The sequence below is a fragment of the Streptomyces marokkonensis genome (assembly GCF_039539045.1).
GTDB classification, from domain to species: domain Bacteria; phylum Actinomycetota; class Actinomycetes; order Streptomycetales; family Streptomycetaceae; genus Streptomyces; species Streptomyces marokkonensis.
The window spans coordinates 1-22,018 of record NZ_BAABCQ010000094.1 but is presented as its reverse complement, the minus strand read 5'-3'; the positions used below and the strand labels follow the sequence as shown (position 1 = coordinate 22,018).

General features: G+C 72.9%; 7 protein-coding genes. All 7 read left to right on the top strand.

Features of this window, described 5'->3' with window-relative positions:
• The first annotated feature begins 217 nt into the window (after positions 1 to 217).
• Positions 218 to 13,504 carry a type I polyketide synthase gene (locus ABEA26_RS22270; RefSeq protein WP_345594788.1) on the top strand — a complete coding sequence of 4,429 codons (13,287 nt, stop codon included), beginning with the start codon at positions 218 to 220 and terminating at the stop codon, positions 13,502 to 13,504.
• Between the two features lie 44 nt (positions 13,505 to 13,548).
• Positions 13,549 to 15,156: a bifunctional 3-(3-hydroxy-phenyl)propionate/3-hydroxycinnamic acid hydroxylase MhpA gene (gene mhpA, locus ABEA26_RS22265; RefSeq protein ID WP_345594787.1), complete on the top strand. Its 1,608-nt coding sequence runs from the start codon at positions 13,549 to 13,551 to the stop codon at positions 15,154 to 15,156.
• Positions 15,157 to 15,197: 41 nt separating this feature from the next.
• Entirely contained in the window at positions 15,198 to 16,091 is an 894-nt protein-coding gene (locus tag ABEA26_RS22260) for an SAM-dependent methyltransferase (RefSeq protein WP_345594785.1), read from the top strand.
• 48 nt (positions 16,092 to 16,139) lie between these two features.
• Entirely contained in the window at positions 16,140 to 18,971 is a 2,832-nt protein-coding gene (locus tag ABEA26_RS22255) for a helix-turn-helix transcriptional regulator (protein ID WP_345594783.1), read from the top strand.
• A 61-nt stretch (positions 18,972 to 19,032) separates the two neighbouring features.
• The gene (locus ABEA26_RS22250; RefSeq protein WP_345594781.1) at positions 19,033 to 19,581 is read left to right on the top strand and encodes a YceI family protein; all 549 of its coding nucleotides are present in this window, start codon (positions 19,033 to 19,035) and stop codon (positions 19,579 to 19,581) included.
• Between the two features lie 19 nt (positions 19,582 to 19,600).
• Positions 19,601 to 20,521: an ROK family protein gene (locus tag ABEA26_RS22245; RefSeq protein ID WP_345594780.1), complete on the top strand. Its 921-nt coding sequence runs from the start codon at positions 19,601 to 19,603 to the stop codon at positions 20,519 to 20,521.
• A gap of 272 nt (positions 20,522 to 20,793) precedes the next feature.
• The coding region (locus ABEA26_RS22240; RefSeq protein WP_345594778.1) for a beta-ketoacyl synthase N-terminal-like domain-containing protein at positions 20,794 to 22,018 on the top strand (1,225 nt) is incomplete at its 3' end.

Sequence of the window (22,018 nt, the reverse complement as noted above, 5' to 3'; positions counted from 1 at the left end):
GAAACCAAGGAAATGCACCGCGCCGGGAGGTTCCACCGGGGTTCTGAGAACTCTTCCTTCGCGGTACGGGAGAAACATAGGGATGACCTAGGGGGAGGACAGGGGTACTGAACAGCGCGCCGTGCCGCGACACTGATCGACGACCGGCCCTGCGTCGTGAGCCGGCGGCGGAAACGGGCCGCGCGAGGTACCCCGCTCAACCGACGGATGTGGTGACATGCTGCGTACTGAACTGATCCGGCCGCTGCCCGAACTCCTGCGGGCACACGCCGATCGGTTCGGGGGCAAGGTCGCCTTCCGGGACGCCCGCAGGAGCGTGACCTACGGCGAGCTGGAACAGCGCACCGGACGCCTGGCGGGCCACCTCGCCGGACTGCGGCTGCAGCCCGGGGACCGTGCGGCCATCTACCTCGGCAACTGCGTGGAGATGGTGGAGAGTTACCTCGCCATCACCCGGGCCAGCGCGATCGGCTCGCCGTTCAACCCCCGTGCCACCGATGCCGAACTGGCCCACCTCCTCGACGACAGCGGCGCCCGCGTCGTCATCACCGACGCCGCCCACCTCCCGCAGCTCACCCGCGTCCTGGAAGACCGCCGCGACCTGCGCGCCGTGGTCATCGGCAGCCGCGGCGTACCCGCCGACGCGCCAGCGGGAACTCTCGCCTTCGAGGCGCTGGCCACCACCGAACCCGCCACCGGGCCGCGGGACGACCTCGGACTCGACGACCTGGCCTGGATGCTCTACACCTCGGGCACCACCGGCCGGCCCAAGGGCGTGCTGTCCACACAGCGCAACTGCCTGTGGTCCGTGGCCGCCTGCTACGCCCCCGTCCCCGGGCTGTCCGCCGACGACCGCGTGCTGTGGCCGCTGCCCCTCTTCCACAGCCTGTCCCACATCGCCTGCGTGCTGGGCGTCACCGCGGTCGGCGCGAGCGCGAGGATCACCGACGGGTTCGAGGCCCAGGAGATCCTCGACGCGCTCCGGGAGGACTCCGCCACCTTCCTGGCCGGCGTGCCCACCATGTATCACTACTTGGTCCGGGCCGCCCGCCAACAGGGCTTCACCGCACCCGAGTTGCGAATGTGCCTGGTCGGCGGCGCGATCACCACGGCGGAGCTGCGCCGTTCCTTCGAAGAGACGTTCGGCGCCCCGCTGCTCGACGCGTACGGCAGCACGGAGACCTGCGGCTCCATCACGATCAACTGGCCCAGCGGCGCCCGCGTCGAGGGCTCCTGCGGCCTGCCCGTACCCGGCCTCGGCGTGCGCCTGGTTGACCCGGAGACGGGCCTGGACGTGGGCAGCGGGACCGAGGGCGAGGTCTGGGTGAGCGGCCCCAGCGTGATGGCCGGGTACCACAACCAGCCCGAGGCCACCGCCCAGGCGATCCAGGACCGCTGGTACCGCACCGGCGACTTGGCCCGCCGCGACGCCGCCGGGTACTTCACGGTGACCGGTCGCATCAAGGAACTGATCATTCGGGGCGGCGAGAACATCCACCCCGGCGAGGTCGAGTCGGTGCTGCGGCGGGTGCCGGGCGTGGCCGACGTCGCCGTCGTCGGCAAACCGCACGAGACGCTCGGCGAAGTACCGGTGGCCTGCATCGTCCCCGGCCCCGAAGGACTCGACCCGCAGGCCCTGTTCGCCGCCTGCCGGGAACACCTCTCGTACTTCAAGGTGCCCGAGGAGCTCTACGAGATCGCCGAGGTGCCCCGCACCGCGTCCGGCAAGATCACCCGTCATGTCCTGCTCGAACAGCCCGCCAGACTGCGCGCGTCCGGGACCAGCCACTACGAGTCGCTGTTCCGCCTCGACTGGATCCCCCTGCCCTCAGTCCCCCCGCCGGCCGTGCCCGCGGGAAGCTGGGCGCTGGTCGGCCGGGACACCGAGCACCTCACCGCCGAACTCCGCACCCGCGGCCTGGAAGTGACCGCGTACCCCGACCCGGCGGCCCTGCGCACCGCGGTGACGGCAGGCGCGCCCGCCCCGGACGTCACCGTGCTCGCCGCGGCACGGGACGCCGGGCACGACGGAGTGCGGCAGCACGCCCGCGACCTGGAGGACTGGCTCCGCGACGAGCGGTTCGCCGACGGCACCCTGCTCCTGACGACCCGCCGAGCGGTCGCCGCCGCGCCCGACGAGGACATCACCGACCTGTGGCAGAGCGCCCTGTGGGGCCACGCGCGGTGCCTCCAGACGGAACACCCCGGCCGCCTCGTCCTGGCCGACCTGGACGGCGACGACGGGACCGCCGTCGCACTGCCGCTCGCGCTCTCCCACGACGAGCCGCAGTTCGCGGTGCGCTCCGGAGTCGTCCTGCTGCCCCGGTTCGCCCGCGCGGCGACCCTCGCGGCCGGCGAGCGTGAACCCGCCCTCGACCCCCGGGGCACCGTGCTGATCAGCGAGGCCGACGGCGCGGCAGCCGCTGAGGCCGGCCGCCACCTGGTCATCGGCCACGGCGTACGCCATGTGCTGCTGGTCAGCGAGGGAGGGGAGGCGGACAACGCCGCAGCCGACCTCAAGGCCCAGCTGACCCGCGCCGGCGCCCGGGTCACTCTGGAGGCCTGCGACCTCACCGACCGCGCCGCGCTCGCGGACGTACTGGCACGCGGCAAACGGCCCCTCACCGCGGTGTTCCACACCTGGGGCCGCCAGGACCCGCAGACCACCGGCTTCCTGCCCGCCGCCGCGGCGGGCGCCCTCAACCTGCACGAACTGACCGCCGACGATCACCCCGCCGCCTTCGTGCTCTTCTCCTCGGCGGCCGGCCTGCTCGGCGCGTCCGGGCAGGCCGAACACGGCGCGGCGGCCGCCTTCCTCGACGCCCTGGCCCAGCACCGCCGCGCGGCCGGGCAACCCGCGCTCTCCCTGGCGTGGGGCCCCGGCGACGGACTCGGCGCCGACGGCGCCCCGGCGCCCCGCGCGGGCATCGGCAGGCTCTCCGCGCACGAGTGCCGGGCCATGCTCGACGCGGCAAGGAGCGCCGACCACGCCGTCCTGATGGCGCTGCGCACGGTCCCCGAGGCCCTGCGCGCCGACGAGATACCCGCGCTGCTCCGCGACATCATCGAGGTGGTCGAGCGCTCGGCCCCCCGCAGCAGCGCCGACGGCGCCGCCCTGCGCCAGGCGCTCGCCGCCCTGCCGGACGCCGAACGCGACCGCGTGCTCCTCGACCTCGTACGCACCCACGCCGGGCAGGTCCTCGAACTGCCCGGCGGCCGGACCATCGGCGCCGACCGGGCGTTCAAGGAGCACGGCTGCACGTCCGTGGGCGCCGTCCAGCTGCGCGGCAGGCTGGCCGAGGCGACCGGCCTGCGCCTCGCGGCCACCGTGGCCTTCGACCACCCCACCCCGGCCGCGCTCGCCCGCCACCTGCGCGACGTCCTCCTGGACGACACCGCCGTACCGGCTCCCGTCCCCGTGCTCACGGCGACCGCCGACGACGACCCCGTCGCCATCGTGGCCATGGGCTGCCGGCTGCCGGGCGGCGTCACCTCTCCCGAACAGCTGTGGCAACTCGTGGAGCAGGGCATCGACGCCGTCACCGAGTTCCCCGCCGACCGCGGCTGGGACATCGCCTCCCTCTACGACCCCGACCCCGACCGGCCGGGCACGACGTACGTCCGCGAGGGCGGATTCCTCCACGACGCCGGCGACTTCGACGCCTCCTTCTTCGGGATCTCGCCGCGCGAGGCGCTCGCCATGGACCCGCAGCAGCGGCTGCTCCTGGAGACCTCCTGGGAAGTCTTCGAACGGGCCGGCATCGACCCGACGTCACTACGCGGCCAGCAGGTCGGCGTCTTCTCCGGTCTGATGCACCACGACTACGGAACCAGCGCCGCACACGCCCCGCAGGGTACCGAGGGCTACCTCGGGATAGGCACCGCTGGCAGCGTCGTCTCCGGCCGCGTCGCCTACACCCTGGGCCTCGAGGGCCCCGCGGTCACCGTCGACACCGCGTGCTCCTCCTCCTTGGTGGCCCTGCACCTGGCGGCGCAGGCGCTGCGCGCGGGCGAGTGCACCATGGCACTGGCCGGCGGCGCGGCCGTCATGGCCGAGCCCGGCTCGTTCGTCGAGTTCTCCCGGCAGCGCGCGCTCGCCCCGGACAGCAGGTGCAAGGCGTTCGCCGAGGCCGCGGACGGCACTTCCTGGTCCGAGGGCGTCGGCGTACTCCTCCTGGAACGGCTGTCGGACGCACGGCGCAACGGCCACCAGGTCCTCGCACTGCTGCGCGGCTCAGCGATCAACCAGGACGGCGCGAGCAACGGCCTGACCGCACCCAGCGGACCCGCCCAACAGCGCGTGATCCGACAGGCGTTGGCACAGTCCCGACTCACCTCCGACCAGGTCGACGCCGTCGAGGCGCACGGCACGGGCACCACCCTGGGCGACCCCATCGAGGCCCAGGCGCTCCTCGCCACCTACGGCCAGGGCCGGCCCGCGGACCGCCCGCTCTGGCTCGGCTCGCTGAAGTCCAACATCGGGCACACACAAGCCGCCGCGGGCGTGGCCGGCGTCGTCAAGATGGTCATGGCGATGCGGCACGGTGTGCTGCCGCAGACCCTGCACGTCGACGAGCCCTCCTCGTACGTCGACTGGACGGCGGGCGCGGTCGAACTGCTCACCGAGGCACGCGCCTGGCCGGAGGCGGGACGGCCCCGCAGGGCCGCGGTCTCCTCCTTCGGAGTGAGCGGCACCAACGCCCACGTCATCCTCGAGCACGTCCCCGCGCCCGCCCCGGACAGTGACGGTGAGCGGGCGGGCGGCGAAGGCCCGCTGCCGCTGCCGGTGTCCGCGCGCGGGCACCAGGCGCTGCAGGCCCAGGCGGCCCGCCTCGACGCGCATCTGGCCGCCCGGCCCGAGCAGGAACTCACCGACGTGGCTCAGGCTTTGGCGACCACCCGCGCAGCCCTGGAGCAGCGGGCCGTCGTCGTGGCCGCCGACCGGGAAGAGGCCCGGCACGGCCTCACCGCCCTGGCCCACGGCACCGCCGCGCCGAGCGTGCTCACCGGCAGCGCGGACCTCGAAGGCAAGGTGGTGTTCGTCCTGCCGGGCCAGGGCTCGCAGTGGGCCGGCATGGGCGCCGAACTCCTCGACTCCTCACCGGTCTTCGCCCAGGCCATGGTGGAGTGCGCCGAGGCGCTCGCACCACACGTCGACTGGTCGCTCCTCGACGTCGTCCGGCAGGCTCCCGGAGCGCCCACCCTCGACCGCTGCGACGTCGTCCAGCCCGCGTCCTTCGCCGTCATGGTCTCCCTCGCCCGGATGTGGCGCTCCCACGGCGTCGAACCGGACGCGGTGGTCGGCCACTCCCAGGGCGAGATCGCCGCCGCCTGCGTGGCGGGGGCGCTGTCCCTGCCGGACGCGGCCCGAGTGGTGGCGCTGCGCAGCAGGGCCATCGCCCAGCACCTGGCGGGCCACGGCGGCATGATGCCGGTCGCGCTCTCCCCCGACGAGGCCGCGCGGCGCCTTGCCGCCACCGCGTACGGGGAACAGATCGCCACGGCCGCGGTCAACAGCCCCTCCTCGGTCGTCCTCGCCGGCTCCCTCGACGCGCTGGACGCCCTCGCCGCCGAACTCGCCGAGGACGGGGTGCGGGCGCGCCGCATCCCCGTGGACTACGCCTCGCACTCGGCGCACGTCGAGCAGATCGAGGACGAACTCGTCCGGGTCTTGCGGCCGATCGTCCCGCGCTCCTCGGACATCCCGTTCTACTCCACCGTCGACAACCGCTGGCTGGACACCCGCGAACTCGACGGGCGGTACTGGTACCGCAACCTCCGCCAGACCGTCCGCTTCGAGGAAGCCACCCGCGCGCTGCTGGCGCAGGGTTTCGGGTTCTTCCTGGAAGTCAGCTCGCACCCGGTGCTGACCCCCGCGGTCCAGGAGACCGTCGAGCACGCGGGCGCCGACGCGCTGGCCTGCGGCACACTGCGCCGCGGCGAAGGCGGCCTGCGGCGCTTCCTCACCTCGCTCGCCGCCACGTGGGTTCGCGGCCTCCCGCTGCCCTGGTCGCAGTCCTCGCACGGCACCGGGGCGCACCGCCGAGTGGAACTGCCCACCTACGCGTTCCAGCACCGCCGCTACTGGCTCGAAGCGGCCCCCGAGTCCGTCGCCACGGCGACAGCGGATCCCGCCGAAGCGGCGTTCTGGGAAGCCGTCGACAGCGCCGACCCGCGGGCCCTCGCCACGGCCCTGCGGACCGACGGCCAGGACACGGGCGCTGACCTGAGCGCGGTCGCCGCCGCGCTGCCGGTGCTCTCCGACTGGCGCAGACGGCACCGGGAGCGGTCCGCCGCCGACGCGTGGCGCTACCGCGTGACCTGGCGGCGGCTGGCCGGCGACACCGCGGGAACCCTCACGGGCCGTTGGCTCGCCGTCGTCCCCGCCATCGGTGAGGGCACCGTCGACGCCGCCACCGGCGGGCCGGACACCGACACACTGCTCGACGGCCTGACGGCCCTGGGCGCGGATCTCGAGCGGATCGACGTGGACCCGCGCCACGCCGAAACCGGCCGACTCGCCGACGTCATTCGGGAACACGTCACCGGAAAGGGCGACTTCGACGGCGTACTGTCCCTCCTCGCCTTCGACGAACGAGCCATGCCCGAGGCCCCCGGCCACACCGCGGGCCTGGCGGGCACGGCCGAGCTGGTGCGCGCCCTCGCCGACACGGACAGCGCCGCCCCCCTGTGGGCGCTCACCCGCGGCGCCGTCACCACCGGCCCCGGAGGCCCGGCGATCAGCCCGGCACAGGCCATGGTGTGGGGCCTCGGCAGGGTCGCCGCCCTGGAGCGGCCGCACACCTGGGGCGGCCTCGTGGACCTGCCGCAGACCCTCGACGAGCGGGCCCTGAGCAGACTGGCCGGAGCGCTCGCCCGGCGAGACGGCGAGGACCAGCTGGCCGTACGGCCGACCGGCGTCTTCGCACGGCGCCTGACACCCGCACCCCTCGGCGACGCCTCCCCCGCCCGCCGATGGGAGCCGCACGGCACCGTGCTGATCACCGGCGGCACCGGCGGCATCGGCGCCGAAGCGGCGCGCCGGCTCGCCGAGGCCGGGGCCGAACACCTGATCCTGACCAGCAGACGCGGCCCGCACGCACCGGGCGCCGAGGAACTGGGAGCCGAACTCCGCGCCCGGGGAACACGCGTGACGGTCGCCGCCTGCGAGGCCACCGACCGCGACACCCTCGAGGACCTCCTGACGAACGCCCCCGGCGTGCACCCCCTCACCGCGGTGGTGCACGCTGCGGGGGTGGGCCAGGACAGCGCCCTGGACGCCACCGACGCCCAGGAGTTCACCCGGGTCCTGGCCGGCAAGACCGCGGGCGCGGCACTGCTCGACGAACTCCTCGGCGACACCCCCCTCGACGCGTTCGTCCTCATGTCGTCCGGTGCCGGCGTATGGGGAGCAGGCCGTCAGGGCGCCTACGCCGCGGCCAACGCCTACCTCGACGCCCTCGCCGAACGGCGCCGCGCCGCAGGCCGGACCGCCACGGCCGTGGCCTGGGGCTCGTGGGGAGGCGGTATCGGACTCGGCGCCGAGGCGGGAACCGCCGAACGACTGCGGCGGCTCGGCCTGCTCGGCATGCCCCCGCACAGCGCCCTCGCCGCACTGGTGCGCGCCGTCGAGCACGACGACACGTGCGTGGCCGTGACGGACATGGACTGGGTGCGGTTCCATGCCGCGTTCACCGTGAGCCGCCCGAGCCCCCTCCTCCAGGATCTGCCCGACCTACGCGCCGCACAGGCCGCGCCTGCGACGCCCGACGGGGACGAACAGCGGCCCGCCGCCGGCATGGCGGCCCGGCTCGCCGCGCTGTCCGGGCCTGAGCGCGACCGGGCCGTGCTCGACCTGGTCCGCACCGAAGCCGCCGCCGTGCTCGGCCACACCGGCGCCGACGCCGTCGACGCCGCCCGCGCCTTCCGCGACCAGGGCTTCGACTCCATGACCGCCGTCGAACTGCGCAACCGCCTGGCCGAGGCGGCCGGACTGACGCTGCCGTCGACGCTGGTCTTCGACCACCCGACCCCCACTGCCCTCGCGGACCGGCTGCGCGGAATGCTGCTCGGGACCGGTCCTGAGCAGCCGCCCGTGCCGGGCCCGGCCGCCGCGGGCCCCGACGACGACCCGATCGTCATCGTCGGCATGAGCGCCAGACTGCCGGGCGGCGTCGCCTCCCCGGAAGACCTGTGGAAACTCGTCGACGCCGGCGGCGACGCGGTGGCCGCGTTCCCCACCGACCGCGGCTGGAACGTGGACGACCTCTACGACCCCGACCCGGCCAAGACCGGCAAGTCGTACGTCCGGCACGGAAGTTTCCTCTACGACGCGGGCGACTTCGACGCCGCCTTCTTCGGGATCTCGCCGCGCGAGGCGCTCGCGATGGACCCCCAGCAGCGGCTGCTCCTGGAGACCGCGTGGGAGGTCCTGGAACGGGCCGGCATCGACCCGCAGTCCCTGCACGGCAGCAGAACGGGAGTGTTCGTCGGCGCCATGCATCAGGACTACGGCGCCGGACAGAGCCCCGACCGGCGCGGCGTCGAAGGGTACTTCGTCACCGGCAACGCGGCGAGCGTGCTCTCCGGACGTGTCGCGTACACCTTCGGCCTCGAAGGCCCCGCCGTCACCGTGGACACGGCCTGCTCCTCGTCCCTCGTCTCCCTGCACATGGCCTGCCAGGCCCTGCGCTCGGGCGAGTGCGACCTGGCCATGGCCGGCGGCGTGACGGTGATGGCGGCACCGGACGGCTTCGTCGAGTTCTCCCGGCAGCAGGGGCTGTCCACCGACGGCAGGTGCCGTGCCTTCGCCGCCTCGGCCGACGGCACCGGCTGGGCCGAGGGAGCGGGCCTGCTGCTCGTCGAGCGGCTGTCCGACGCCCGCCGCAACGGCCACCCGGTCCTGGCCGTCGTACGCGGCACGGCCATCAACCAGGACGGCGCGAGCAACGGACTCACCGCCCCCAACGGCACATCGCAGCAGCGCGTCATCCGGCAGGCCCTCGCCGACGCCGGACTGACCGCGGCCGACGTGGACGCCGTGGAGGCACACGGCACCGGCACCACCCTGGGCGACCCCATCGAGGCGCACGCCCTCCTCGCCACCTACGGCCGGGACAGACCGGCGGACCACCCGCTCTGGCTCGGCTCGCTGAAGTCCAACATCGGGCACACCCAGGCCGCCGCCGGCGTGGCAGGCGTGATCAAGATGGTGATGGCGATGCGGCACGGCGTCCTGCCCCGCACCCTGCACATCGACGAGCCCTCCCCGCACATCGACTGGACCACCGGCGCCGTCGAACTGCTCACCGAGCCCCGCGACTGGTCCGTCGACGACAGAGCACGACGGGCCGGAGTGTCGTCGTTCGGCATCAGTGGCACCAACGCCCACGTCATCATCGAACAGGCCCCCACCGAGGACGGCCCCCCATCCGCCGCGGCCCAGCCGCACGCCGATGACCCGACACGATCGCGGAAGCTGCCCGCCGTGCCGTGGCTGATCTCCGGCCGCACCCCGCAGGCGCTGCGCGCCCAGGCCGCACGCCTCGTGGACTTTGCCGAAGGGCCCCCGGCGCCCGACGCCGTCGACATCGCGTACTCCCTCACCTCCCGCTCCGCCCTGGAACACCGGGCCGTCGTCGTCGCCGACGACAGCGACGGGCTCCTCGCCGGACTGCGGGCCCTGGCCCGCGGCGAACAGGCCGCTGCCCTCACCCAGGGCGCCCCGGTCACCGGACGCTGCGCGGTGCTCTTCACCGGACAGGGCGCCCAGCGCATTGGCATGGGCCGCGAACTGGACGCCACCCAGCCGGTGTTCGCCGAGGCCTTCGACGAGGTGTGCGCCGAGCTGGACCCGCGGCTGCCCCGCTCCCTGCGCGACGTGGTCTTCGGCGACGACCCGGCGCTCCTGGAACAGACCGCGATGACCCAGGCCGCACTGTTCGCCGTGGAAGTGGCGCTGTACCGGCTTATGGAGTCCTGGGGAGTACGGCCCGACGCCGTCGCCGGGCACTCGGTGGGCGAACTCGCCGCCGCGCACGTCGGCGGAGTGCTCTCGCTGACCGACGCCTGCGCCCTGGTCGCCGCACGCGGCAGGCTCATGCAGGCACTCCCGCACGGCGGCTCCATGGTCGCGGTGGACGCAACCGAGGACGACGTCCTGCCACTGCTCGCCGGCCTCGAGAGCCGGGTGAGCGTGGCCGCGGTCAACGGCCCCTCGTCCGTGGTGCTCTCCGGCGACGAGACCGAAGTCCTGCGGCTCGCCGAGGAACTCGCGGCACGCGGCCACCTCACCAAGCGGCTACACGTCAGCCACGCCTTCCACTCGCCGCTCATGGAGCCGATGCTCGACGACTTCCGCGCCGTCGTGGCACGGCTCACCTTCCGGCCACCCACCGTCGCCTTCGTCTCGACCAGCACCGGAACATTCGCGGACGCCGAGACACTGTGCTCGCCCGACTACTGGACCGACCAGATCCGCCAGTCCGTCCGCTTCCACGACGCCGTACGCACCCTCCACGACCACGGAGTCAGCACGTTCCTCGAACTGGGCCCCGGCGGAGTGCTCACCGCGATGGTCCAGGACTGCCTCGCCGAAGCGGGCGAAGCCGTCGCCGCCGTGCCCACGCTGCGGCGCGACCAGAGCGAACCGCGGGCCGTCGTCTCCGCGCTCGCACGGCTGCACGTCCGCGGCGTTCCCGTGGACTGGGCTCCGCTGTTCACCGGCAGCGCCGCCCGCCGCGTCGACCTGCCCACCTACGCCTTCCAACGTCGCCGCTACTGGCTGGAGTCCGGAACGGCGGCGGGCGCCGCCGGCGCCGCCGGACTCACCGACGCGGCACACCCGCTGCTGCGCGGCCTCGTCACCCTGCCGGACAGCGACGGAGTGCTCTGCACCGGCAGGCTCTCCCTGTCCAGCCACGCCTGGCTCGCCGACCACACCGTGGGCGGCGCCGTCCTGGTGCCCGGCACCGCACTCGTCGACGCCGTCGTACGAGCCGGCGACGAAACCGGCTGGCCCCACCTCGACGAACTGATCATCGCCGCCCCGCTCGTCCTGCCCGAACAGGGCGCCGTCCAGCTGCAGATAGCCGTCGCCGCCCCCGACGGGACGGGCCGCAGGCCCGTGACCGTCCACTCCCGCTCGGCCGCCGCGGCCCCCGACGCGCCCTGGACCCGGCACGCCGACGGCCTGCTCGCCCGCACCCCGGCCGAAGCACCGTCGGCTGCCACCGGGACCTGGCCCCCGTCGGCCGCGGAGCGTGCCGACACCGACGGCTTCTACCCGGCCATGCGCGAGGCCGGCTACGCGTACGGACCACTCTTCCGCGGACTGCACAGCGTCTGGACCCACGGGGACGAGGTCTACGCCGAAGTCGCCCTCCCGGACGAACGGGCCGCCGACGCCCAGAAGTTCGGCCTGCACCCCGGACTCCTCGACGCCGCCCTGCACGCGGCGAGCTTCGGTGCCCTGTCCGGCATCGGCAAGGACCGGCTGCTCCTCCCGTTCGCCTGGAACGGCCTCACCCTGCACGCCTCCGGAGCCACCGCGCTGCGCGTCGCGCTCGCCCCGGCGGGACCCGACGCCTTCTCCCTGGAGGCCACCGACCCGGCGGGGGCACCGGTCCTCTCGCTCGCCTCGCTGGTGTTCCGACCCGTCACCGCCGACCAGCTGCGCGGCCACCGGACCCAGCACGACCTCCTCCACCACCTCGACTGGACCCCGCTGCCCCTGCCCGCCCGCACCGCGCAGCCCCCGGGCCCGCTCCTCGTCGACCTCACCGAAACCACGGCCACCGAGGGCCCCGAGCGGACCCGGGAACTGTGCGACCGCGTCCTGCGGGCCGTCCAGGACCACCTGAACGAAGAGGGCGAAAGGCATGACGGGCCCGGCCTGCTGGTCCTCACCCGCGGCGGCTGCCTGCCCGAAGGGACCGGAACCAGCGACGGCCCCGATCCCGCGATGGCCGCCGTGTGGGGCCTGGTGCGCGTCGCGCAGTCCGAGCACCCCGGCCGCATCGCCCTGGCAGACCTCGACGGACATGACGCCTCGCGGCAGGCCGCCCTGGCCGCCGTCGCCTCCGGGGAACCGCAGATCGCGATCCGCGCGGGCCGCGCCCTCGTGCCCCGCCTCGCCCCACTGCCCGCCACCGCCCCCGAACACGACCGCACCCTCGACACCGAGGGCACCGTACTGATCACCGGAGGCACCGGCACCCTGGGTGGTCTCGTCGCCCGGCACCTGGCCGCCGAACACGGTGTACGCAACCTGCTGCTCGTCAGCAGGACCGGCGACGCCTCCGAAGCCACCCGCGCCCTGCGCGCCGAACTGGCCGAGCAGGGCGCCCGGGTCACCCTCGCCGCCTGCGACGCGGGCGACCGCGACGCCCTGGCCGCCGTCCTCGCCGCGATCCCCGCCGCCCACCCGCTGACCGCCGTCGTGCACGCCGCCGGCGTCCTCGACGACGGCGTGGTCACCTCCCTCGGCCCCGAGCGCTTCGAGCCCGTGCTGCGCGCCAAGGCCGACGCAGCCTGGCACCTGCACGAACTGACCAGGGACACCGACCTGGCCGCCTTCGTCCTGTTCTCCTCGGCGTCCGGCCTGCTCGGCACCCCGGGCCAGGCCAACTACGCCGCGGCCAACGCCTTCCTGGACGCCCTGGCCCAGCACCGGCAGGCGCACGGCCTGCCCGCCACCTCCCTCGCCTGGGGACTGTGGGCGCAGGCGAGCGGCATGACACGGCAGCTCGGCACTGGTGAACTACGACGCGGCGGACGCGCCGGCATGGACGCCCTGAGCAGCGAAGAGGGCCTGCGACTCCTCGACGCCGCCCTGCGGTCGAGCCACGCCCAGTTGATGCCCGCCCGACTGAACCTCGCCGCGCTCGGGGACACGGATGCGGCGGACCTGCCGCCGCTGCTGCGCGGTCTGGTTCGCGTCCCGCGCAGAACCGCACGCGCCACCGCGGCCGCCGAAGGACCCTCGCTCACCCAGCGCCTGACCGCCCTGCCCGAGGCCGAACGGGCCGAGGCGCTCCTCGACCTGGTGCGTACCGAGGCGGCCATCGCACTCGGCCACGACACCGCCGCGTCGATCGAGGCCGACCAGGCGTTCAGTGCCATCGGCTTCGACTCGCTGACGGCCGTGGACCTGCGCAACCGCCTCACCGCTGCCACCGGTGTGCGGCTGCCCGCCACGCTGATCTTCGACTACCCCACCCCCAAGGTCCTCGCCGACCACTTGGGCGGCATGGCCGGCACGGTCCCCGCGGCCAGACCCGCGGTCCTCACCGAACTCGACCGGCTGGAGAAGGCGTTCACCACGGCGGGTGCCGACGACGAACTGCACGCGCACGTCGTGGCCCGACTGGAGACACTGACCGCCAAGTGGTGGTCCCTGGTCGGCGAGGCGAACGAACTCGGCACCGAGGACGATGACTTCGACTTCGACTCGGCCACCGATGACGAGATCTTCGGGCTCATCGACAACGAACTCGGGGCCTGAACATGGTTACGGGCCTTTCGCGTGAACGCTCAGGGAGAACAGACGTGGTGAACTCCGATGTGTTGATCGTCGGTTACGGTCCCGTCGGTCAGCTGGCGACGATCCTGCTGGCCCGGCACGGCCACACCGTCACGGTCGTCGAACGCTGGCCGGAGCCGTACAGCATGCCCCGGGCCGTCGCGTACGACGGCGAGGCGGCCCGCATCCTCGCCGCCGCGGGCGTGGCCGACCGCCTGGACGGCATTCGCGAACCCACCGGCGAGTACGTGTGGGAGAACGCCCGCGGCCAGACCCTCATCCACATGGACGTGCCCGGACAGAGTCCCTCGGGCTGGCCCGAGTCGACATCCATGTACCAACCGGGCCTGGAGGCGGAGCTCGCCGCACGCGGCGCGGAACTCCGCGGCGTCACCGTGCACCGCGGCCAGGCCGCCGTGGAACTGACCGAGCACGAGGACCGGGTCGACGTCGTCGCCCAGGACACCGACGGCAGCCGGCACACGTACTCCGCCCGCTGGGTGATCGGCTGTGACGGCGCCAACAGCTTCGTCAGCGACCGCATCGCCCCCGCCGTGACCGACTACTCCTTCGCCCACGACTGGCTGATCTGCGACGTCGTAACACACGACAAGCGCGAGTACAAGCCCAACAACCTGCAGATCTGCGACCCGGCCCGGCCGCGCACGGCCGTCTCGGCAGGCCCGGGACACCGGCGCTGGGAGTTCATGCGCGTCCCCGGCGAGACCGTCGAGGAACTCGGCGACATCGGCAACGTCTGGAAACTCCTCGGACTCTTCGGCCTCGCCCCCGACAACGCCACCCTCGAACGGCACGCCGTCTACACCACACAGGCCCGCTGCGCCGACCAGTGGCGCTCGGGCCGGCTCCTCATCGCGGGCGACGCCGCACACGTCATGCCGCCCTTCGTCGGGCAGGGCATGTGCTCGGGCTTCCGCGACGCCGTCAACCTCGCCTGGAAGCTCCACCTCGTACTCGGCGGCCTCGCCGACGAACAGCTCCTCGACACCTACACCGTCGAACGCAGCTCCCACGTACGGTCGGCCATCGAGACGTCCATCGCCCTGGGCGAGGTGATCTGCCAGACCGACCGGGCCGCGGCCGCGGGACGCGACGCCTTCCTGCTGGCCGCCCGCGCCCGTGCCCGCGGCGGCCGCGACCAGGCGGCGCCGGGCGGTCCCGCCCTCGCCCAGTCGCTCACCGGCGGACTGCTGCGCACCGGAGCCGGCCACGCCCCCCAGCCCGGCGCGGGCAACCTCGTCCCGCAGGCACGGGTGGCACAGGGCGGCAGGACCGGCCTGTTCGACGACGTCGTGGGCACCGGATTCACCCTCCTCTGCACCGAGGACCCGCGGCTCTTCCTCGACCGCGCGGACCTGGCGTTCCTCGATGCCTTGGACACCCATCTGACGCGGGTGCTGCCCGCGGGCACGGACCCGGAGAAGGCCGGGGAGCACGACGTCGTCGACATCGACGACGTCTACCTCCCCTACCTCGCCGAAGCGGCCGCGGGCACCGCCACCGGCATGCTCGTGCGCCCCGACTTCTACCTCTTCGGCACCGCCCGCGACCGCGACGACCTGGCCGCGCTCATCGAAGATCTGCGTGGCCGACTCGCGCACACGCAGTCCTGAACACCCCTCATGCCAACACCACGGGAAAGGCAGCTCCGCAGATGATCGAAGCAGTGAAGCAGTTCGGCAAGCTGGTCCGGATGATCACGACCGGCGACCCCGTCGAACGGACCCGCCGCCTCTACCAGTTCATGCCGCCGAGCTTCGAGTTCGTCGAGCGCACCACGACGTACTGCAACTTCGGCTACTGGAACGACGGCGTCACCAGCCTCGACGAAGCAGCCGAGGAAATGGCCACCAAGCTGGCCGACGCCGCCGGGATACAGAGCGGCGACACCGTTCTCGACCTCGGATTCGGCTACGGCGACCAGGACTTCTCCTGGCTGCGCGAACGACAGCCCAAGAAGATCCACGGCCTGAACATCACCCCCCACCAGATCGAGCACGCCCGCCGCAGGGCGACGACGGAGGGAGTCGCGGACCGGCTCGACTTCCAGCAGGGCTCCGCCACCGACATCCCCTTCCCCGACAACACCTTCGACCGCGTGGTGGCCCTCGAATCCGCCTTCCACTTCTACCCGCGCAGCGACTTCTTCAAGGAGGCGTTCCGCGTGCTGCGGCCCGGCGGCGTCCTCGCCGTAGCCGACGTCCTGCCCACCGGTGACGACGTGGTGCGCAAGGAACTCAAGTCGCGCGCCCTGAGCTGGATCCTCATCAGCTACGACGAGGCCAACTGGTACACCGCCGACACCTACGCCAAGCAGCTCGGCGACGCCGGCTTCGAGCAGACACGCGTCGACTCCATCCGCGACCGGGTGTGGGAGCAGTACCGCCAGTTCATGGTCGACAGGCTCGCCAGCCCCTCGTACAAGGGCAAGGTCAGCTCCACCAGCTACAAGGGCATGGCCCGCAACTGGAGCGATCAGGACCTGCTGAAGAAGGAACTCGCCGGCATCGACTACGTCATGGCCGTCGCGCACAAGCCGGCGGAGTGACGGACAGCTACAACCGGCGGTGCACACAGCGGTGGCAGGGGTGAACGGATGCGTTTGGTCGAGCGGGACGAACAGGTGCGGTACCTGGACCGCCTGGTGGACGAGTGCCGCGGACGGCGGGGACAGATCGTCCTCCTGAACGGCCCGGCGACGACGGGCAAGACCGAACTCCTGAGAGCGTGCGCGGACCGAGCCCCCGAGGACGTACGCGTACTCCGCGCCACCTGCTCGCGCGCCGAGCAGTCCCTGCCCTTCGGAGTGCTCAGCCAACTCCTGCGCAGCGACGCCCTGCCGGGCGAACTCGCCACCCGAGTGGACCGATTACTCAGGGACGAGGCGTGCGCGGACGCCCCTGCCCGGCCGGATCACGACGCCGTCGAAGCGCCGCTCGTACGCATCGTCCACGGCCTCGGCGTGGCCGTCCTCGACCTCGCCGCCGAGACGCCCCTGCTGATCGCCGTCGACGACGTCCAGCACGCCGACGTCCCCTCCCTGAACTGCCTCCTCTACATCGCACGCCGGCTCGGCTCGGCCCGCGTCCTGGTGGTCCTCACCGACGAGGCGGAGTTCGAGACGCAGCACTCGTCGTTCCGCGCCGAGCTGCGCCGGCAGCCGCACTTCCACCAGCTGCGCCTCGCGCCCCTCACCCGCGACGGCGTCGCCTCGGTGCTGCACGGCGGGGCCGGGACGCCCGCCACTGACGCACCCCTCACCGACATCGGCGACGCGACACCCTGGGACACCGACGCCTTCTTCCGCGCCAGCGGTGGCAACCCCCTGCTCCTGCACGCCCTCATCGAGGACCGCCACATCGCCGGCGCCCCCCGCGTCAAGGGATACGGACTCACCCTACTGAGCTGCCTGTACCGCGACAGGCCCGCCGTGCTCCAGGCGGTCCGCGCCCTCGCCGTGCTCGGCGAAGAGGTCGCCGACGACGAAGTGAGCCAGCTGGCCGGGCTCGACACGGAGACTGTCAGCCGGGCTCTGCACGACCTGGACGCCGCCGGACTCATCGACAAACGTGCCTTCCGCCACCCGGTGGCCCGCGCCGCGGTCGTCGATGACATCTCCCCCCAGGACCGCCTCACCCTGCACCGCCGCGCCGCCCAGATGATGCACGACCGGGGCGCACCCACGATGACCGTCGCCCGGCACCTCGTGGAAGCCAGGCACACCCACGGCCCCTGGGCGGTGCGGGTGCTCCTGGAAGCGGCCGAGCAGGCGATGCTCGGCGAGGACCCACAGATGGCCACCGAGTGCCTCAAACTCGCCCACCGCTCCAGCTCCGACGAACAGGACAGGCTGGCCATCAGGGCACGCCTCGCCCAGGCCGAATGGGAACTCAGCCCCTCCGCCGCGGCCCGCCACCTCACCCCGCTCGTCGCCGCCGTACGCGGCGGCCGGCTCGGCCACGGCGACCGCCTCGTCCTCCTGAGGCACCTACTCTGGCACGGCAGAACCGACGAGGCCGAGACCGTCCTCGGACACCTCAGGGGCACCGCCGGCGACCGACGGCCCGAATCCCGCGACGAACCACATGACATCGAAAGGTGGCTGGCCGCCACCCACCCCCCGCTCGCCCGCAGAAGCCGCCACCCTGTCACTCGCGGCGGCCACACCGGTCACCAGCTCACCCCCCTCAGCGACCCGTGGTGGCGCTCGGCCGCCGACCTCGGCGACCTGATCACCCGCGGCCCCGACCAGCAGGCCGCCGACCGCGCCGAACAGATCCTGTCGGAGACCGGCGTCGGCCGCTGCAGCCCCTGGACCGAAGAGGCCGTCCAACTGGCCCTGTCCGTATTGATCTGCGCCGGACGCCCCGGCAGTGCCGCGGACTGGTGCGACCGCCTGAACGACCCCGCCACCCCCCGGCAGACCCCGGTGCGCACCGCGACACTGGCCGCCATGCGCGCCGAAGCGGCCATCAGGCAGGGCGACCTGACGGCCGGCGCCGACCACGCGCGCCAGGCACTGGCCCACCTCGCGCCCAAGGCCTGGGGCGTCGCCATCGGCCTGCCGCTGGGCAGCCTCGTCCTCGCCGCCACCAGAACAGGCGACTACGAGGAAGCGGCCCAGTGCCTCACGCACTCCGCGACCGACGCCATGTTCCACAGCCGTTACGGACTGCACTACCTGCACGCCCGCGGCCACTACCACCTCGCCACCAAGCACCCGCACGCCGCCCTCGCCGACTTCCTGTCCTGCGGCGAACTCATGCGCTCCTGGGGCCTGGACGCGTCGGCCCTCATCCCCTGGCGCACCGGAGCCGCCGAGGCCTGGCTGCGCCTCGGCAATCCGGACCAGGCCAAGCGCCTCGTCTACGACGAGCTGACCAGAGCCGGCGCCGACGACCCACGCGCCCGCGGCTCGGCACTGCGCCTCCTCGCCGCGCTCGGCCCCGTCAGCAGACAGCCCGAACTGCTCACCGAAGCACTGGACCTCCTGGAGAACTGCGGCGACGGCTACGAACAGGCCAGGGTGCTCGTCGACCTCTGCCGCAGCTATCACGCACTCGACGAACACCGGCGGGCCCGCATGGTCTTCCGCAGGGCCTGGCACGTGACGAAGCTGTGCAACGCGGGCCCGCTGAGCAAGGAACTCACGTCGGCCTCCGGCGACGTCGGCGGATTCGAGACCGCACCCGTGGAGGCCGACGGCATCACCTCTCTCACCGGATCCGAACGGCGGGTCGCCGCACTGGCCGTAATGGGCTGCACGAACCGCGAGATCGCCGGGAAACTGCACATCACCGCGAGTACGGTGGAGCAGCACCTGACACGCGTCTACCGGAAGCTCAACGTCAAGCGCCGAAAAGACCTCCCCGTGGACCTGCGCATCGACGGGGCCGCGACCGAGCGCGCCCCTCTCGGACGCCGCTGACCCACCGTACCCGAACGGCCTCTCGTCCCTGCGGAACCGACCACCTCACCCAAGGATTCCCATGCCGTACACCACGGGCGACCAGCCCGCCGCCCCCGCACCCGGCACCTACGCCATCGACGCCGGACGCAGCAAGATCGCCTTCACCACACGCCACTTCTTCGGCCTCGGCGCCGTTCACGGAACGTTCGCCCTCGCCTCGGGCCAGGTGAACATAGCCGTCGAGCCCACGCAGTCTTCGGCCACGGCCGTCATCGCCGCCGACAGCTTCACGACCGACAGCGGAACCCGCGACAAGGTCGTGCGCTCATCCAAGTACCTGGACACCGCGACGCACCCCCACATCACCTTCGCCTCGCACGCCGTCCAGGACACGGGCACCGGATACGTCCTGCGCGGAGAACTGACCGTCAAGGCCACCGCTCAGCCCGTCGAACTCACCGTCGAACAGCCGGAATACGGGATCGACGGTATCCGCTTTCGCGCCACCACCCGAATCGACAGGTACGCATTCGGTATCACCGTCGCCAAAGGTATGACCGCACGTCACCTCACCCTTTCCCTCGACATTCTCGCCGTGTCCGCCACCGGAAACACCTCCGGCGAGTAGCGGACGAGGGAACCCGGTCATGGAGAACACGATGACGTATCTGGGAATCGACATCGGCGGCACCAAGGTCGCCCTGCGCGCCGAGAACGGCACGCGATCCCGGGAAGTCGTGTTCCCATGGCCGAGCCCCGAAAGCACCGCCCACGACGACCTGGCCGCCCTCGCCGCGCAGGTCCACGAGCTCCTCGCCGGCACGCCCGGGCCGGTCACCTCCGTCGGCATCGCCATGCCCGCCACCGTCGACGGCGCCGGCCGGGTGACCACCTGGCCGAACCGCCCCTCCTGGACGGGACTCGACCTGCGCGGCGCGCTCCACCCGCTGTTCCCCGGGAGCGAGGTCGCCTGGGCCGACGACGGAGACCTCGCCGCGCTGGCCGAGGCCGAAGCGGCGGCCTGTCAAAACCTCGTCTACCTCGGCGTCGGCACCGGCATCGGCGGCGGCATGGTCGTCGACGGCCGCCCCTGCCCCGGCCCGGACCGCGGCTCCTGCGAAGTCGGCCACATGATCGTCGACAGCGCAGGACCGCGCTGCTACTGCGGCCGTCGCGGCTGCGTACAGGCCATCGCATCCGGCCCGGCCACCCTGCGCAGGGGGGCACAGCTGCGCGGCACCGCCACGACCTTCGCCGACCTCGCGCAAGGCCTGCGCGACGACGAGCCCTGGGCCGTCGCCGCAGTACAGGAAAGCTGCGCCGCCCTGGCCGTCGCCGTCGTCAACCTCAACGAACTCACGCAACCCTCCCTGGCCCTGATCGGCGGCGGATTCGCCGACGGACTGCCCGGATTCACCGACCGGGTGGCAGCTGCCGCGACGGCGCTGAGCAGGCCCGGCCACCGGCTCGCCCCCGTCCGCGCCGCCGCACTCGGCGGGCTCTCCTCCCTGCGCGGCGCACTCCTCCTGGCCCGGGGTACGCGCTCCGGGTACGGGGTTCCCGGCTAGGGGGCTGCGACAACCGCCTAGGGGTTGTCCGGTTCGACGAGCCACCCGTAGATTCCCCGAGTAGGGAGGATCATTTCGGAGTGCGCGGTGTTGCGAAATCACCGAAGAAGCCACTCAGGTATTCCGGCCGGAACACGCCAGTCGCGCCACTCCACGGGACCGAGCTCAATGACGCTCATTGGTGCCCATCGATGACGAATTGAGGCTCGTTGACGGACCGTTTGATGGTGGGCCGATATTCACCTGCTGACCGCCGCGACGGGTTGGGTTGAGTGGACAAAGAAGAGAAGCTCCGTGATTACCTGAAGAGGACGACCGCGGATCTGCGCCGCACACGACAGCGCCTCCGCGACCTGGAGGCCGAGCAACAGCAGCCCATCGCCATCGTGGGGATGAGCTGCCGCTACCCGGGCGGCGTGACCAGCCCCGAGGACCTCTGGCAACTCGTCTCCACCGGCACCGACGGCGTCTCCGGCTTCCCGGACGACCGCGGCTGGAGACTCGGCGGTCTCTATGAGGCGGACGCGGGCCAGGACGGCAAGTCGGCCACCGAGGAAGGCGGCTTCCTCCACGGGGCTGGCGACTTCGACGCCGGCTTCTTCGGGATCTCCCCGCGCGAGGCCCTGGCGATGGACCCGCAGCAGCGGCTCCTCCTGGAGACCTCCTGGGAGGCGTTCGAACGCGCGGGCATCGATCCGACGTCGCTGCGCGGCAGCCGTACGGGAGTCTTCGCGGGCCTGATGTACCACGACTACGCGGCCCGGCTCGGCTCCGTACCCGACGGGGTCGAGGCGTTCATCGGCGTCGGTAACTCGGGCAGCGTCGTCTCCGGCCGCGTGGCCTACGCCTTCGGGCTCGAAGGCCCCGCCGTCACCATCGACACGGCCTGCTCGTCGTCCCTGGTCGCCCTGCACCTGGCGGTGCAGTCGCTGCGCAAGGGCGAGTGCACGATGGCGCTGGCCGGTGGTGTGACGGTGATGGCGACTCCTGGCACGTTCGTGGACTTCAGCCGCCAGCGCGGCCTCGCCTCCGACGGCCGCTGCAAGTCGTTCGCGGCTCACGCGGACGGCACGGGCTGGTCCGAGGGCGTGGGCGTACTCCTGGTGGAGCGCCTGTCCGACGCGCGGCGCCTGGGCCATGAGGTGCTGGGGATCGTGCGCGGCTCCGCCGTCAACCAGGACGGCGCGTCCAACGGTCTGACGGCCCCAAACGGCCCCTCCCAACAGCGAGTCATTCGAGCCGCGTTGGCGAGCGCGGGCCTGACGGCAGCGGACGTCGACGCGGTCGAGGCGCACGGTACGGGTACGACGCTGGGTGACCCCATCGAGGCGCAGGCGCTCCTGGCCACCTACGGCCAGGAACGGTCGGGCGACCGTGCGCTGCTGCTCGGCTCGGTCAAGTCGAACCTCGGTCACACGCAGGCGGCGGCCGGCGTCGCCGGTGTCATCAAGATGGTCATGGCGATGCGGGAGGGTGTGCTGCCGCGGACCCTGCACG